This window comes from Caballeronia sp. GAWG1-1 (genome assembly GCF_023631465.1).
GTDB lineage: Bacteria > Pseudomonadota > Gammaproteobacteria > Burkholderiales > Burkholderiaceae > Caballeronia.
The window spans coordinates 65,293-80,948 of the sequence record NZ_JALQDB010000028.1; the positions used below are offsets into that span (position 1 = coordinate 65,293).

Genomic DNA, 15,656 nt, shown 5'->3' on the forward strand with positions numbered 1-15,656 from the left:
GGCCGCGAGACAATCGCGGCCCTTGGCAGAAGCGAACGCTGGTTAAACTCGTTCTATCTTTCCGGACGCAGGCTCGACCACGCTGAACAACAGCAGCAAACAGAGCAGCGACGTCCCGAGCATGTAAAGGAACACACTGGTCCAGCTATAGCTGTCGAGCAGGAAGCCCACCGCGAGCGGTGCGCACGCGCCGCCTATCTGCCCGAGCGAATTGACGATACCGAATGCAGTCGGATACGTCGCCTTGCTTGCAAGTCCCATGGGATACGCCGAGTATCCCGCGAAGCCGATGCCGAGCATGAGGCCCGAGAGAATCAACGCTGCGCCGAGATAGACCACGCTGTCCGGCGCGTCGATGAGCGCGAACATCATGAGCATGGTGCCGAGCGCGCCGAGCATCATCATTGGCTTGCGGCGGCCGCCGAGCAGACGGTCGGAGATCAGGCCGCCGAGCATGTTGCCCGCCACCGCGCCGATGAACGGCGCCGAAGCGAGAAAGCCCATCTTCACCGAGGCAAAACCCTTCACGGTGACGAGATACGTGGGGATCCACGAGATGAAGATGTTGCTGATGCCGATCATGCAGCCATAGCCCAGCGCAATGCCGAAGATATTCCACGAGCGGAACACTTGCCCGACCGTTTCCAGCGGCGCCACGCGCTTCGTGCGATTGATGCCGTCGAGCCAGGGCATGGGCTCCATTTCGCCACGGCGCACAAGCTTGCCGGTCGAGCCATCGGTGGCGGATTCATCGAGAATATAGCGGCGTTCCGCAGGTGAGCAGAAGCGGTTTTCGCTCGGCGAATTCGTGACCAGGAACATCCATGCAATGGCGAACAGAATGCCGGGAATGGCGAACACGTAGAAGATCTCGCGCCAGCCCCAGAGCTGGATCACGATGATGCACACCGAAGGCACGATCAACGGTCCGAGCTTCGATGCGGCGATCCAGAGTCCTGCCGCCGTGCCTTTTTCGCGCGTCGGAAACCAGCGGTTGATGACGTTCGTGCAGCCAATGCCGAGCGGCCCTTCCGAAAGTCCCAGACCCACGCGATACGTCATCAGAAGCAATACCGAGGACGTCGTTCCCATCAAGCCCGTGAAGACCGATGTCAGCAGCATGAAGACGGAAAACAGAATGCCCGTGGTGCGTTCACTGAGCCGTTTGTAGAGCAGGCCAACCGGAATCTGCACGAAACCGTAAGCGAAGGAAAAGAGACTGACGATCATCCCCGCTTCCGAATTGGAGATGTGATATTCCTTCTTGAGATACGGCAAAGCGAAGCCGAAGTTGGCGCGGTCCGCGCACGCGATGGCCCAGATGCAGAAGATCAGGCCCATCACTACCCAGCGATGGCTGGTTCGCTTCTCCGCGATCGGTTCTGCTTTCGCCGCGCCCGCGACGCTGTCAGCATTGTTCATTCGTCTTCCTCCGGTTCATACGGCTTCAGCGCTTCGACGCCTTTTCCGCGCGATGCTGCAACAGATGAATTTCAGCGCGCGTTGCCGCCGAGATGGACCGACTGGGTGGAATGCGATGCAGAAGGGGAAAAGAAGCGGCGTGTTTTCAAGCTGTGTCTCCGATCTGTATGCAAGGCTTTTTTATGGTGTTCCTGCCGGTGAACCCATTGTCGGGGTGGTGATTTTGGGCGTCCAATCTTTTATTGCTATTACCTGATTCCCGGATTGAATCGATCGAGCGATACCTTTGAGAGCACGCCAATAACGGTATCAGTTGATAGCGCTTTGGGATTGGACGCGCCATGCAAAAGGCGACATGATCCGTCGACATCGCGGCCTGGCGCATGGCAGGCGAGACACGACCCAAAGGAGCCACCCAATTGAAGCCGACGAAGCCGAGCATTCTGCAACTGAACCCCATCCTCGTTCCCGCGATCAACGAGACGCTGGAGTCGCTCTACATCATGCATCGTCTCTTTCAGGTGGACGATAAGGACGCGTATATCCGCGAGCATGGCGCTGCGATCGAAGGCGTCATCACGGGCGGCCATACGGGCATCTCCAACGATCTCGTCGACAAACTGCCCGCGCTCAAGGTGATCGCGGTCAATGGCGTTGGCACCGATGCCGTCGATCTCGCGTACGCCCGTTCGCGCGGCATTCCGGTCACGGCCACCTTCGGCGCCTTGACCGAGGACGTCGCGGATCTCGCCATTGGCCTGATTCTCACGGTGTTGCGTGAAATCTGTCCGGGCAACGACTTCGTGAAGGCCGGCAAGTGGCCTGAAAACCCGAGCCCCGCTGCGATTCCGCTGTCACGCCGTTTCAGCGGCAAGCGCGTGGGTATCGTCGGCATGGGCAAGGTCGGGCGCGCCATCGCCGTGCGCGCCGCGGCGTTCGGCTGTCCTGTCGCCTATACCGATGTACGCGCCATGGACGACATTGCGCATCGCTTTGTGCCCGACCTGCTCCAACTCGCGCGCGACAGCGACATCCTCGTGCTTGCCGCAGCCGCCGATAAAGCGCAAGGCATCGTCGATGCAGCCGTGTTGGACGCCCTGGGCCGCGACGGCTATCTCATCAACATCGCGCGCGGCAAGCTCGTGGTGGAAAGCGATCTCGTGCAGGCGTTGCAGGGCGGCGTGATCGCGGGCGCGGGTCTCGACGTATTCGTCGATGAACCCAACGTGCCCGCCGAACTCTTCGGCATGGACCGCGTGGTGTTGCAGGCGCATCGCGCGAGCGCGACGGTGGAATCGCGCACGGCCATGGGCGAGATGGTGCTGTCGAGCATCGCGCAGGCGCTTGCCGGGCTGCGTCCCGAAGGCAGCCTGACGACCTGATGCATGAACGGCCGTAAAGCAACGCAGGAGCCACTCGCGAGCCTCGACCTATAATGATCGGCTATTTCGTCAAAGTCGATTCCGCATGCTCGATCTCGGACAAGTGCGTTGCTTCGTCGCCGCCGCGACGGAACTGAACTTCAGGCGTGCGGCTGCGCTGCTCAACATGACGCAGCCGCCGCTTTCCAGGCAGATTCATCTGCTTGAAGAGAATCTCGGCGTCATGTTGTTCGAACGCGTTGGCCGCACGGTCAAGCTGACGCCGGAAGGGCGCGTCTTCCTTGCCGATGCCGCGCGCCTCCTCAATCTCTCCGAGCAAGCGGAAAGCACGGTGCGGCGCGCGAGCAAGGGCAAGACGGGACGCGTGCGGCTCGGCTTCACGGGCGCAGCCGGCTACGAGTTGATTCCGCAACTGCTCGTCGCGGCCAAGCACGCGCTGCCCGATATCGATGTCGTCCTGCTCGAACTCGTTTCCGTCGCGCAGATCGAGGCCTTCGCGGCCAATACCATCGACCTCGGCTTTCTGCGGCCCTTGCCTTCGCGGCAACAGCTCGAATTTCTGCTCATCGACAAGGAGCCGCTGATCGTCGCGCTGCCCGCCGGTCACGAGCTATGCGCTTACGACGAGATCGCCCTGCCGCAACTCGATCAAGAGCCGTTCATCATGCACTCGCCGGTTCACGGCAAATACTTTTGCGACCGCATCATGGGCATGCTCGCGAGGGAAGAAGTGAACCCGCATTTCACGCAATATATCGACCAGACGCCCACCATTCTCTCGCTCGTGCGCGCGGGGCTTGGTCTTAGCATCCTGCCGGCGTCGGCGCAGCGCTTTCATTACGACAACGTCGAGTTCAGGCATATCGCCAACAATCACGTGCAGGCGGAAATGAGCATGGCATGGCGCGTGGATCAGGATAATCCCGCTGTGACGGCCTTCAGACTCATGGCCGCGGATCACTTCGCGAGCCGGGTGCAGGACTGATCGACGCTTGCGCCCCAAGCGCCCATGCGAGCTTCAAAAGCAGCGCTCGAACCGGTTTCCCGCGCCCCGCTTTTTGATGCAATAAGGCTGAAGCGTGCATTTCATCGATAATGACGGCTCGCTTGCCCAACGCACGACTCAGCCCGATTCAAGCCGACTCCCGACCGCGCCCGATGCTCGCCAACTTGCTCGTCCAACTCGTCAACGGTCTCGCCGATGCCTCCGCGCTCTTTCTCGTCGCCTCGGGTTTATCGCTGATATTCGGGGTGACGCGCATCGTCAACTTCGCGCACGGCTCGCTCTACATGCTCGGCGTGTACGTCGCGTACAGCCTGACGAGCCGCTTCGGACAGAGCGTCGCGGGCTTCTGGATGTCGGTGCTGGCGGCGGCGCTCGTCATCGGCGTGCTTGGCGCGCTGATCGAAGTCGGCGTGTTGAGGCGCATCTATCGCGCGCCCGAGTTGTTCCACCTGCTCGCAACCTTTGCGCTGGTTTTGATCTTTCGCGATGCCGCGCTCTATCTCTGGGGCCCCGAAGACCTGTTCGGTCCGCGCGCGCCGCATCTCGCGGGCGCCGTGCAATTGCTCGGTCACGCGTTGCCTTCGTATGACATCGCGCTGATGTGCATCGGCCCGCTCGTGCTCGCGGTGTTGTGGTGGGCGCTGACGCGCACGCGCTGGGGCACGCTCGTGCGCGCAGCAAGCGCCGACCGCGAGATGCTCGGCGCGCTCGGCGTGAATCAGGCGTGGCTTTTCACCGGTGTCTTTTTCGCGGGCGCGTTTCTCGCGGGGCTGGGCGGCGCGCTGCAAGTGCCGCGCATGTCGGCGAATCTCTCGCTCGATCTGGAGACTATCGGCAACGCGTTCGTCGTGGTGGTCGTGGGCGGCATGGGTTCGATACCCGGCGCGTTCGTCGCTGCCTTGCTGATTGCGGAGATCAAGGCGCTATGCATTGGCATTGGGCATGTGTCGCTCGGCGGTATCGACTTTTCCCTGTCGAAGTTCACGCTCGTCGCGGAGTTCGTCGTGATGGCCGTGGTGCTCGTGTTGCGTCCGTGGGGACTCTTCGGCCGTCCGCAAGCCATCGCGCGCACTGCCGCGCCCGCCGATACGCCGCTTCGTCCCGCCACGCGCCGCCTGAAAATCGCAGCAGCGGGCGTCATCGTCTTGCTGGCGCTTGCGCCGCTCGCCGCTGGCGCGTTTCCCTACATGCCCGTGTTGCTCGTCGAAATCTTTATCGCCGTGTTGTTCGCCGCGAGCCTGCATTTCATCATGGGACCGGGCGGCATGCATTCGTTCGGGCACGCGGCTTATTTCGGCTTAGGCGCCTATGGCGCGGCGCTTTTCCTGAAGCTCTTTTCGTGGCCGATGGAAGTGTCGCTCGTGCTCGGCCCGCTCATGGCAGGCGTCGGCGCGCTCGTGTTCGGCTGGTTCTGCGTGCGCTTGTCTGGCGTCTATCTCGCCATGCTCACGCTCGCGTTCGCGCAGATCGTGTGGTCCGTCGTGTACCAATGGGATGAAGTCACCGGCGGCAGCAATGGTGTGCTCGGTATCTGGCCAGCGGCGTGGCTGGCGTCGCCGGTTGCGTTTTACTATTTGACGCTCGGGTTCGCGATCATCGGCGTATGGCTGTTGAGGCGCATGCTGTTCGCGCCGCTCGGCCTCGCCATGCGCGCCGGCCGCGATTCGCCGTTGCGTGCGGAAGCAATCGGCATCGACGTCATGCGCGTTCAATGGATGGCGTTCGTCGTCGCGGCGCTCGTGTGCGGTCTCGCCGGATCGCTCTATGCCTTTTCCAAAGGCAATATCTCGCCGGATGCGATCAGCGTCTCCCGATCCGTCGATGGTCTCGTCATGGTCCTGCTCGGCGGCATACAGACGCTATCCGGGCCTGTCGTCGGCGCCGCGCTCTTCACGTGGCTGCAGGACACCGTCGCGCGTCAGACCGACTACTGGCAGGCGCTGCTCGGCGGCGTGATCCTGCTGCTCGTGATCGCGTTTCCGCAGGGCATCGTGGGCTTTGCGCGCGAACGTTTCGGGAAAGCGCAATGACGCTCTTGCGCATCGAGCATCTTTCGAAATCGTTCGACGGCGTCAAGGCTGTCGATAGCGTGTCGTTCGATCTCGCGGCGGGCCAGTTGCTTGCGCTCATCGGGCCGAATGGCGCGGGCAAGTCGACGTGCTTCAACATGATCAACGGGCAGTTGAAGCCTTCGTCGGGATCGATCCGTTTCGACGGTCACGAGATCGCGGGCAAGCGTCCGCGCGATATCTGGCGGCTGGGCGTCGGGCGCACGTTTCAGATTGCCGCCACGTTCAATTCGATGACGGTGCTCGAAAACGTGCAAATGGCGTTGTTATCGCGTGAGCGTCGCGTGTTCAATCCGTTTGCGCGCGTGGCCGCGTGGCGCGAGGATGAAGCGCTCGCACTGCTCGAACTCGTCGGCATGACGTCGCACGCGAACCGTAGTTGCGCGGTCTTGGCGTATGGCGATGTGAAACGCGTCGAACTGGCGATCGCGCTTGCGAATCGACCGAAGCTGCTGTTAATGGATGAGCCCACCGCAGGCATGGCGCCGCAAGAGCGTCACGCGCTAATGGCGTTGACGGCGCGGCTTGCAAGGGAGCGCGATATCGGCGTGCTGTTCACGGAGCACAGCATGGACGTGGTGTTCGAATATGCGGACCGGTTGATCGTGCTGGCGCGCGGCAAGCTGATCGCGGCAGGCGACGCGCGCACCGTACGCGACGATCCGCGCGTGCGCGAAGTCTATCTCGGGGAGGGCAGCGAATGAGTCGATCGAACGCGCTCCTCAAGGTCGAGGCTTTGAACGCATACTATGGCCGCGCGCAGATTCTGTTCGATGTCGGCTTCGAAGTGGGGCGCGGCGAAGTCGTCGCGTTGATGGGCCGTAACGGCGCGGGCAAATCCACGACGATGAAAGCGGTCATGGGCATGCTCGCGCGGACATCGGGCACCATTCGCTTCATGGGCGAGGACATTGCGGGCATGGCGCCTTACCGTATCGCGCGCATGGGGCTTGGCTACGTGCCGGAAGACCGGCGCGTGTTCGGCGATCTCACGGTGATGGAAAATCTCGACACGGGACGCCAGCCGCCGCGCGAAGGTGCGCCGCAGTGGACGCCGGACAAGCTCTTTCGCGTATTTCCGAACCTTGGCGAGATGCGCGAGCGGCGCGGCAGCCGCATGAGCGGCGGCGAGCAGCAGATGCTCACGGTTTCGCGCACACTGATGGGCAATCCGCGCCTCGTGTTGCTCGACGAGCCATCGGAAGGCGTTGCGCCGGTGATCGTGCGGCAAATGGCCGACATGATCCTCGAACTGAAGCGCGAGGGCTTGTCGATCCTGCTGTCCGAGCAGAATCTGAACTTCGCGGAACGCGTCTGCGACCGCGCGTATGTGCTGGAGAAAGGGCAAGTGCGCTATGCGGGCGCGATGCGCGATTTCGTGCGCGACGGCACCGCGCGACGCGACTTGCTCGGCGTCTGACGGAACGAATCGACCAAAGGAGAACGCTTGATGATTACCCGAGCAGGCACGCTGATTCGCCTGACCCTGACTTCCGCCGCCATGAGCGTGACCCTCGGCGCGCACGCCGACACCATTCGCATCGGCGAGATCAATAGCTACAAGGCGCAGCCTGCGTTTCTCATGCCGTACAAGAACGGCTGGAATCTGGCGCTCGACGAGATCAACGCGGCGGGCGGCATCAACGGCAACAAGCTCGAAGTCGTCTCGCGCGACGACAACGGTAATCCGGGCGATACGGTGCGCGTCGCGCAGGAACTCATCGCGCGCGAACAGGTGCAACTGCTCTTCGGCGGCTACTTGTCCAACACTGGCCTCGCGCTCTCGGACTTCGCCAAGCAGCGGCGCATTTTCTTCCTCGCCGCCGAGCCCTTGACGGACAAGATCGTCTGGCAAGATGGCAACAAGTACACGTATCGGCTGCGGCCATCGACCTATATGCAAGTGGCGATGCTCGTGCCCGAAGCCGCGAAGCTCAAGAAAAAGCGCTGGGCGCTGGTGTATCCGAATTACGAGTACGGACAATCGGCCGTGGCGACCTTCAAGCGTCTGCTCAAGGCCGCGCAGCCGGATGTGGAGTTCGTCGCCGAACAAGCGACGCCGCTCGGCAAGGTGGATGCCGGCGCGGTGACGCAAGCGCTCGCCGACGCCAGGCCCGACGCCATCTTCAACGTGCTCTTTAGCGCCGACCTCGGCAAGTTCGTGCGCGAAGGCAATACGCGTGGCTTGTTCAAGGATCGCGCGGTGGTGTCGTTGCTGACGGGCGAGCCTGATTATCTCGATCCGTTGGGCGCTGAAGCGCCGGTCGGTTGGGTGGTGACGGGCTACCCGTGGTATTCAATTGATACCCCCGCCAACAAGAAGTTCGTCGCGGCCTACGAGGCGAAGTATCACGACTATCCGCGGCTCGGTTCCGTGGTCGGTTATACCGCGATGATGTCGCTTGCCAACGGCCTGAAGAAAGCCGGTTCCACCGATCCCGACAAGCTCGCGGCCGCCTTCAAGGGCCTTGGCGTCGATTCGCCGTTCGGACCGATCACCTACCGCAAGCAGGACAATCAATCGACGATGGGCGCGTATGTCGGCGTCACCGCACTCAAGGACGGCAAGGGCGTGATGACGTCGTATCGTTATATCGACGGCGCGAGCGTGCAGCCATCCGACGACGAAGTGAAGAAACTGCGGCCCGCCGACTGACGCATCGACATTAAAAATGGACTACCTGACAAGCCTGAAGATCTTTCGCACGGTAGTGGAGGCGCGCAGCTTCGCGCGCGCGGCGGATATTCTCGGCTTGTCGCCGCCGGTCGTTTCGCGCGCGATCGCGGGTCTGGAGCAGCGCCTGGGCAGCAGGCTTTTCAATCGCACGACGCGGCAGATATCGCTGACCGAAACCGCCGAGCGCTTCTTCACCGACTGCTCGCGGCTTCTCGACGAGCTTCAGGCAATGGAGGAACGCGCCTCCAATCGCGCGAGCGAGGCGACAGGCCTCTTGCGGCTCGTCGCGCACACCACGGTGATGATGAGCCGCTATGTCCCGCTGATCGCGAGCTTCAGACGCGAGCATCCGCAAGTGCGGCTCGATGTGACGCTGACCGAGCGTCCCGTCGATCTCGTCGGCGAAGGCTACGATCTGGGTATCGTCATGCCGTTCATGTTGTCGAGCGATACCGTGGTCACGCGTCTGCTCGAAACCATTCCGCTTGCGCTCGTCGCCAGTCCCACGTATCTTGCGGCTCATCCGGCGCCGCGTCATCCATCCGAACTCATCGATCACGACTTCGTGCCGATGTCCGCGTCCATCCGCAAACCGGCGCTGACGTTTAGAATCGGCGGCGAGGACGTGATCGTGCCGCTGCGTTACGACACCTCGTCGAACAGCGCCGTCTTCAATCGCGCGATGGTGATGGAAGGCTTCGGCATCGGCATGTTGCCTGTCGCGCTCGTGCACGAGGAAGTGCAAGCCGGCCGGCTCGTGACGTTACTCGATGCCTACGAACTCGTCGATGGCGCCATCGAATTCAAGCTTGCCTTCAGCACGCGTACGCTCTTGCCCGCTAAGGTGCGCGCCTTCGTCGAACATGCGGTGCGTTTCTGCTCGGACCAAAGCGCAACAGCCCGCCCGCACGCCTGATCCCCGATTCTTTCTCTCCGCGTTATTCACTCATGTCGGCCGCGCAGGTTGACCGGGTGCATATGCACATATAGTCTTTCGAGTCATCATGCGCGGCTCGAAACGCGCGCTACTTCGTTCACTTTCGTGCATATGCACAACGACTCGCAAATGACGACTCCATCGACCAATCTTCCTTCGGCCACTTCGCCCGCAGCGGCCGCGAAGCCGCGCCGGATATCGTGGATGCTGCTCTCGCTAGGACTTGTCGCGATCATCGTGATTGCGGCTGCGGCGTACTGGGCGCTCGTGCTGCGCTTCGTGCAGACCACCGACGACGCTTACGTCGGCGGCGATGTCACTGTGCTCGCCCCGAAGGTCAACGGCTTCGTGACGGATGTGCTCGTCACGGACAATCAGCCGGTGAAGGCAGGCCAGGTGCTGATTCGCCTCGATGCGCGCGACTACGACGCCCGCCTGGCGCAAGCGAACGCGGAAGTGTCGAGCGCGCGGGCCGCGGTCGATGAACTGCGCGCCAAGGACGCGTTGCAGGCGGCGGTCATCAACCAGCAGCAGGCGGAAGTGCGTGCTTCGTCGGCGGAATTGTCGCGCAGCACGTCCGACCGTTCGCGTTATCGGGAACTCGTCAAGGACGACGCGGTGTCGAACCAGATCGTCGAACGCGCCGATGCCGACTATCTCAAGGCGCAAGCGGCGATGGATCGGAGCGGCGCATCGCTCGTCGCGGCAAAACGCCAGTTGACGGTGATCGAAGCGCAGATTGCAGACGCGCAAGCGCGCGTGCAGACCGCCGAAGCCGCGCGGCGCGTGGCCGAACTCAACGTCGAATACACGACGATCCGTTCGCCTGTCGATGGCTACGTGGGAAATCGCACGGCGCGCGTCGGCGTGCTCGCGAACGTCGGGACATCGTTGTTGACCGTGGTGCCCGCCACGGGCCTCTGGGTCGACGCCAACTTCAAGGAAGACCAGCTCAAGAAAATGCGCGCCGGCGATGAAGCCGATGTGAACCTCGACGCATCGAGCGTGCCGCTGACGGGTCACATCGAAAGTCTCGCGCCGGCCACGGGCGCGACCTTCAGCGTGCTTCCCGCCGAAAACGCCACCGGCAACTTTACCAAGATCGTTCAGCGTGTGCCGGTGCGCATTCGTCTGGACGTACCGAAAGGCATGGAGCACGTGTTGCGGCCCGGCCTTTCCGCGACGGTGAAGGTTCATCTCGACAAATCGCGCGGATAAGACGATGACACAGACCGCTCCCTTGGACCCGGCAAGTCAGCCCACGCGTCAGCGCGTGCTCGCGTTCGCGCTGATGTGCCTCGGCTTTTTCATGGCGACGCTCGATATTCAGATCGTCGCGTCATCGCTCAAGGATATCGGCGGCGGTTTATCGGCGAGTCAGGACGAGCTTTCGTGGGTGCAGACGTCGTATCTGATCGCGGAGATTCTCGTCATTCCGATGTCGGGCTGGCTCTCGAAAGTGTTCTCCACGCGCTGGCTATTCGTGGCATCCGCGGTGGGCTTCACCATCACGAGCATGTTGTGCGGCATGGCGTGGGACATCAATTCGATGATCCTCTTTCGCGGCATGCAGGGCGCGCTCGGCGCCGCGATGATCCCGACCGTGTTCACGACCGCCTTCGTGCTGTTCCCCGGCAAACAGCGACTGATTGCATCGACAACTATTGGCGCGCTGGCCTCGCTCGCGCCTGCAATCGGACCGGTGATCGGCGGGTGGATCACCGATCAATGGTCATGGCACTGGCTCTTCTATCTGAACGTCGTGCCGGGAATCGTGGTCGCGGTGCTGGTGCCGAAATACGTGCATATCGATTCGCCCGATCTTTCGCTGCTCAAGAAGGGCGATTACGTCGGCATCGCGCTGATGTCCGGCTTCCTCGGCTGTCTGGAATACGTGCTCGAAGAAGGGCCGCGCAAGAACTGGTTCGGCGACAACGTAATCGTGGCCTGCACCTGGATTTCGGCGATCTGCGGTTTCCTGTTCCTCGTGCATGCGTTCACCGCGAAAGAACCGATTGTCGATCTGCGCGCGCTCGCGGTTCGCAACTTCGCAATCGGCAGTCTGCTCTCATTCGTAACGGGCATCGGCATCTTCGTGTCAGTGTTTCTGACGCCCGTGTTCCTGAGCCGCGTGCGCGGCTTCGACTCGTTGCAGACGGGTCTCGCGCTGCTTTCCGTCGGCTGCTTTCAGTTGATCGCGCTCGGGGCTTACGCGTTCGCCACGCGCTTCTTCGACATGCGCATCTTGCTGGTTTTCGGGCTCATCTGCTTCGGCGCGGGATGCTTTCTCTATACGCCGCTCACGCATGACTGGGGCTGGCAGGAACTGCTTCTACCGCAGGCGTTGCGCGGCATCGGGCAACAGTTCGCGGTGCCGCCCATCGTGACGATGGCGCTCGGGTCGTTGCCACAGTCGCGGCTCAAATCGGCGAGCGGACTGTTCAATCTGATGCGTAATCTGGGCGGCGCGATCGGCATTGCAGTGAGTGCGACCATGCTCAACGACAGGCTGAATCTGCACTATCTGCGGCTGAGCGAGAGCGTGACCGTTGGCCGGCCTGTCATCGAGCAGATGCTCTCGCGCAGTTCCGCGCATCTCGCCGCCGCCGCCGGCGATGCGCTCGATGCATCGCAAGCCGGGCTCGCTTCGCTGCATGCGCTCGTGTTTCGCGAAGCACTCGTCCTGACTTTCGCCGACTGCTTCTATCTGCTCGCGCTGTGCTTTCTCGTCGGTATCGTCAGCGTGATTTTTTCGAAGCCGATTGCAAGCGCGCCACCTTCGTCCGATGCGCATTGAGTGAATACGACCATGAAGAAGCTCCTCATCGAATTACTGGCCTTGAGCGCGTTCAGCGCGTTGAGTGCTTGCGCCGTGCAACCCGCGACGCACGCCGATCTTCCGGCGACGGTTCAGACGACGGCTCCTGTCGATTGGAACGTGGACGTGCCCGCCAATACCGCCGATCCAGCCGCATGGTGGAATCAGTTCAACGACCCGGTGATGCATGAACTCGTCGCGTCGGTGCTGAACGGCAATCTCGACCTCCAGGCCGCAGTGGAGCGCGTGAAGCAGGCCGAGGCGCTCACCACGCAACGCCGCGCTGCCTTGCTGCCGCAACTCGACGCGAACGCCACGGCGTCCGATACGCGCCAGAACACGCCGCCGCCGCTTGGCTATGTGCGTCAGGCGGGCGTCGGTCTCGCACTGAGCTGGACGCCGGATGTGTTCGGCGGCGAGCGGCTCGAATTGCTGGCGGCGCAGGCGCAACTGGTCGGCCGCGAACACGCGTCGGATCAACTGCGTCTTGCCCTCGCTGCCGATACGGCCGCTGCTTACGTCGATTTACGTTGGGCGCAGGCCGAACTCAAGATTCTGCAAGACAACGAGGCGATCCGCGAACGCGCGCTGAAGCTCACGCAACGCCGCCTGCAATTCGGCTTGTCGACGAAACTCGACGTGGCGCGCGCGCAGAATCAGCTCAGTGATCTGCAATCGCGCATGCCGCGCACGCAGTCGACCATTCAGCATCAGTTGAGCCTTATTGCCGTGTATTCGGGCCGCACGCCGGAGTCCATCGACCAACTGATGCTCGCCAATCCCGGCGCATCGCCCGTGATTCCCGTCCCTGCCGATGGCGCGCCGCAATTGCTGCCTTCCGAAGCGCTGCTGCGTCGACCCGATGTGCTGGTGGCCTACGCGACGCTTCAGCAACGCGCGGCGGAAGTGGGCGTGGCGCGCGCGGAGCGCTATCCGAAGTTCTCGCTGCGCTTGTCGGATGGCTTGCTTGCATCGTCTTATCTCGGCTTGCCGACGCTCACCGACAACCTGTTTTCGGCCGCGCTCAACGCCACGAGTCCGATCTTCAACGCGGGGCGTATCACGGCCGAGATCGAACAGAACGAGAGCAGGATGCGCGAGTCGGAACTGCATTTGCGGCAGACCCTGCTCGAAGCGCTCAAGGACGTGGAAGATACGCGCAGCGACCTCGTCAGCACGACCGAGCAGAGCGCGAGATTGACCGACGCGCTCGGTGCATCGGGGCAGTCGCTTACGCTTTCGACGCAGCTCTACAAGGGAGGCGCGGCAAGCTTTCTGGATGTGCTCGATGCCCAACAGTCCTATCTGCGCGACGCCGATGCGCTGAACCAGGCAAAGCGCGAGCACGCGCTCGCGGCGGTGGCGCTGTATCGGTCGCTCGGCGGCGGCTGGAGCGTGACTAACGATGACGATCCCATCAAGACAGCGAGTCTCAAGGAGAACACGAAATGAGCTTGATCGACGAAAGCGCACCCGGCCTCGACGGCCTCGCTCAATTGCGCCGGCTGATCGCTAGCGGCCGCAAGCCCGGCATATTCGAGTCGCTCAGGCTCGACTTCGTGGAAGTGGAAGCGGGCAGGGCCGTGTTCGAAGGCATACCGGGCGATCATGCGTATAACCCGATCGGCACGGTGCATGGCGGATACGCGGCCACCTTGCTCGATTCGGCATGTGGATGCGCGGTGCATTCGTGTCTGACCGCGACACAGGCCTATACGACGCTCGAGTTGAAAGTTGCCTATCACAAGGCCGTGACGCGCGATTCCGGTGTAGTGCGCGCCGAAGGACGCGTGCTGACGATGGGGCGGCGCGCGGCGTTTGCCGAAGCGACGCTCAAGGACGCGAGCGGAAGGTTGTTGGCTTCGGCGACATCGACGCTGCTGGTCATCGAACGGTGAGAAGGCCCGGCATCCTCGAATCGGGATGCCGGGCAATGGCGCTTACTTCACGCTCTGCAACACCTTGCGCACCGTGCCGAAGATATGATCGATCTGATCGTCCTCGACGATCAGCGGCGGCGAGAACGCGAGGATATCGCCGGTGTAGCGCACGAGCACGCCTGCCTCGAAGCACTTCACGAACACTTCATACGCACGCGCACCCGGCGCGCCTTCACGCGATTCCAACTCCACGCCCGCGACGAGTCCGAGATTGCGGATGTCCTTCACATACGGCGCATCGCGCAACGCGTGCACGGCGCTTTCGAACTTCTCCGCCTTCGACGCCGCGCGCTCGAACAACTTGTCACGCGCATACAGATCGAGTGTCGCGACAGCCGCCGCGGTTGCAACAGGGTGTGCCGAATACGTATAGCCGTGGAACAGTTCGATCGCGTTCGCCGCGCCTGCATCGACGATTGCGTCGTGCACCTTGCGATGCGCCGCGACCGCGCCCATGGGAATGGTGGCGTTGTTGATGGCTTTCGCCATGGTGATGAGGTCCGGCGTCACACCGAAATACTCGCTCGCCGTGGCCTTGCCCAGACGCCCGAAGCCGGTGATGACTTCGTCGAAGATCAGAAGAATGCCGTGTTTCGTGCAAATTTCGCGCAGCTTCTGCAAGTAGCCCTTCGGCGGCACCAGAACGCCAGTCGAACCCGCGAGCGGCTCGACGATGACCGCGGCAATCGTCGATGCATCGTGCAGCGCGACAATACGCTCCAGTTCTTCCGCGAGATGCTCGCCCCACGCGGGCTGACCCTTGGAAAACGCGTTGTGCGCGAGGTCGTGCGTATGCGGCAAGTGATCGATCGACGGCAACAGCGCGCCCGAGAAGGTTTTGCGATTCGGCGCGATGCCGCCCACCGAGATGCCGCCGAAGCCGACGCCGTGATAACCGCGCTCGCGGCCGATTAGACGCGTGCGCTGACCTTCGCCGCGCGCGCGATGGTAGGCAATCGCGATCTTCAACGCCGTATCGACGGATTCGGAACCGGAGTTCGTGAAGAAGATGCGATCCAGTCCTTCGGGCATCAGGCCCGCGACCTTGGTGGCCGCCTCGAAGGCAAGCGGATGGCCCATCTGGAAGGTCGGCGCGAAATCGAGCGTCGAGAGCGCCTTCTGCACCGCTTCGACGATCTCGTCGCGGCAATGGCCTGCGTTCACGCACCAAAGGCCCGCGCATCCATCGAGAATTTCGCGGCCGTCCGTCGAGCGGTAGTACATGCCTTTCGCGCTTTCGAGCAGGCGCGGTGCGGCCTTGAACTGACGGTTGGCGGTAAAGGGCATCCAGAACGACGAAAGGTCTTCGATGACGGGGCGGGCATTCATATCAAGTCTCCTCAAGGAACGGTCACTCTATTCCTCGACAAAATGGCGAGGCATAGACAGTTGGTTCACTGCATTG

Annotated in this window: 13 protein-coding genes; 11 read left to right on the plus strand and 2 right to left on the minus strand. The window is 62.4% G+C overall.

What is annotated here, in order from left to right; all coding sequences use genetic code 11:
* Window positions 1–42: 42 nt before the first annotated feature.
* Complete coding sequence (locus NCT03_RS16720; protein WP_250493194.1) at window positions 43–1,422, minus strand: MFS transporter; 1,380 nt, start codon at window positions 1,420–1,422, stop codon at window positions 43–45.
* A gap of 419 nt (window positions 1,423–1,841) precedes the next feature.
* Here NCT03_RS16720 and NCT03_RS16725 point away from each other — a divergent pair, with 419 nt between their 5' ends.
* From NCT03_RS16725 to NCT03_RS16775, 11 genes are all read left to right on the plus strand, one after another.
* Window positions 1,842–2,804, plus strand: coding sequence for a 2-hydroxyacid dehydrogenase (locus NCT03_RS16725; RefSeq protein ID WP_250493195.1), 963 nt, complete (start codon window positions 1,842–1,844; stop codon window positions 2,802–2,804).
* An 85-nt stretch (window positions 2,805–2,889) separates the two neighbouring features.
* Entirely contained in the window at window positions 2,890–3,789 is a 900-nt protein-coding gene (locus NCT03_RS16730; protein WP_244828650.1) for a LysR family transcriptional regulator, read from the plus strand.
* Between the two features lie 173 nt (window positions 3,790–3,962).
* Window positions 3,963–5,840 carry an ABC transporter permease gene (locus NCT03_RS16735; protein ID WP_250466631.1) on the plus strand — a complete coding sequence of 626 codons (1,878 nt, stop codon included), beginning with the start codon at window positions 3,963–3,965 and terminating at the stop codon, window positions 5,838–5,840.
* Window positions 5,837–6,583: an ABC transporter ATP-binding protein gene (locus NCT03_RS16740; RefSeq protein WP_244828647.1), complete on the plus strand. Its 747-nt coding sequence runs from the start codon at window positions 5,837–5,839 to the stop codon at window positions 6,581–6,583. Before NCT03_RS16735 ends, NCT03_RS16740 begins: the two co-directional genes overlap by 4 nt.
* On the plus strand, window positions 6,580–7,299 hold the full coding sequence (locus NCT03_RS16745) for an ABC transporter ATP-binding protein (RefSeq protein ID WP_244828646.1): 720 nt from the start codon (window positions 6,580–6,582) through the stop codon (window positions 7,297–7,299). The genes NCT03_RS16740 and NCT03_RS16745 overlap by 4 nt, the downstream gene beginning before the upstream one ends.
* A gap of 30 nt (window positions 7,300–7,329) precedes the next feature.
* Window positions 7,330–8,535 carry an ABC transporter substrate-binding protein gene (locus NCT03_RS16750; protein ID WP_250493196.1) on the plus strand — a complete coding sequence of 402 codons (1,206 nt, stop codon included), beginning with the start codon at window positions 7,330–7,332 and terminating at the stop codon, window positions 8,533–8,535.
* 16 nt (window positions 8,536–8,551) lie between these two features.
* Entirely contained in the window at window positions 8,552–9,472 is a 921-nt protein-coding gene (locus NCT03_RS16755; RefSeq protein ID WP_250493197.1) for a LysR family transcriptional regulator, read from the plus strand.
* Between the two features lie 150 nt (window positions 9,473–9,622).
* Window positions 9,623–10,711: an HlyD family secretion protein gene (locus NCT03_RS16760; protein WP_250493198.1), complete on the plus strand. Its 1,089-nt coding sequence runs from the start codon at window positions 9,623–9,625 to the stop codon at window positions 10,709–10,711.
* A 4-nt stretch (window positions 10,712–10,715) separates the two neighbouring features.
* Window positions 10,716–12,290 (plus strand): DHA2 family efflux MFS transporter permease subunit, encoded by a 1,575-nt coding sequence (locus tag NCT03_RS16765; protein ID WP_244828642.1) that lies wholly within the window; start codon window positions 10,716–10,718, stop codon window positions 12,288–12,290.
* 12 nt (window positions 12,291–12,302) lie between these two features.
* A complete protein-coding gene (locus NCT03_RS16770) occupies window positions 12,303–13,763 on the plus strand; it encodes an efflux transporter outer membrane subunit (RefSeq protein WP_250493199.1) in 1,461 nt (486 codons plus the stop codon).
* A complete protein-coding gene (locus NCT03_RS16775) occupies window positions 13,760–14,209 on the plus strand; it encodes a PaaI family thioesterase (protein ID WP_250493200.1) in 450 nt (149 codons plus the stop codon). Before NCT03_RS16770 ends, NCT03_RS16775 begins: the two co-directional genes overlap by 4 nt.
* 42 nt (window positions 14,210–14,251) lie before the next feature.
* On the opposite strand, the gene aptA is transcribed toward NCT03_RS16775, so the two are convergent.
* On the minus strand, window positions 14,252–15,580 hold the full coding sequence (aptA, locus tag NCT03_RS16780) for an omega-aminotransferase AptA (protein WP_250493201.1): 1,329 nt from the start codon (window positions 15,578–15,580) through the stop codon (window positions 14,252–14,254).
* Window positions 15,581–15,656 lie beyond the last annotated feature (76 nt).

Coding starts and splice junctions, on each gene's coding strand:
- NCT03_RS16720 (WP_250493194.1), bottom strand. CDS start 1,422: ATGAACAATGCTGACAGCGTCGCGGGCGCGGCGAAAGCAGAACCGATC.
- NCT03_RS16730 (WP_244828650.1), top strand. CDS start 2,890: ATGCTCGATCTCGGACAAGTGCGTTGCTTCGTCGCCGCCGCGACGGAA.
- NCT03_RS16735 (WP_250466631.1), top strand. CDS start 3,963: ATGCTCGCCAACTTGCTCGTCCAACTCGTCAACGGTCTCGCCGATGCC.
- NCT03_RS16740 (WP_244828647.1), top strand. CDS start 5,837: ATGACGCTCTTGCGCATCGAGCATCTTTCGAAATCGTTCGACGGCGTC.
- NCT03_RS16745 (WP_244828646.1), top strand. CDS start 6,580: ATGAGTCGATCGAACGCGCTCCTCAAGGTCGAGGCTTTGAACGCATAC.
- NCT03_RS16750 (WP_250493196.1), top strand. CDS start 7,330: ATGATTACCCGAGCAGGCACGCTGATTCGCCTGACCCTGACTTCCGCC.
- NCT03_RS16755 (WP_250493197.1), top strand. CDS start 8,552: ATGGACTACCTGACAAGCCTGAAGATCTTTCGCACGGTAGTGGAGGCG.
- NCT03_RS16760 (WP_250493198.1), top strand. CDS start 9,623: ATGACGACTCCATCGACCAATCTTCCTTCGGCCACTTCGCCCGCAGCG.
- NCT03_RS16765 (WP_244828642.1), top strand. CDS start 10,716: ATGACACAGACCGCTCCCTTGGACCCGGCAAGTCAGCCCACGCGTCAG.
- NCT03_RS16770 (WP_250493199.1), top strand. CDS start 12,303: ATGAAGAAGCTCCTCATCGAATTACTGGCCTTGAGCGCGTTCAGCGCG.
- NCT03_RS16775 (WP_250493200.1), top strand. CDS start 13,760: ATGAGCTTGATCGACGAAAGCGCACCCGGCCTCGACGGCCTCGCTCAA.
- aptA (WP_250493201.1), bottom strand. CDS start 15,580: ATGAATGCCCGCCCCGTCATCGAAGACCTTTCGTCGTTCTGGATGCCC.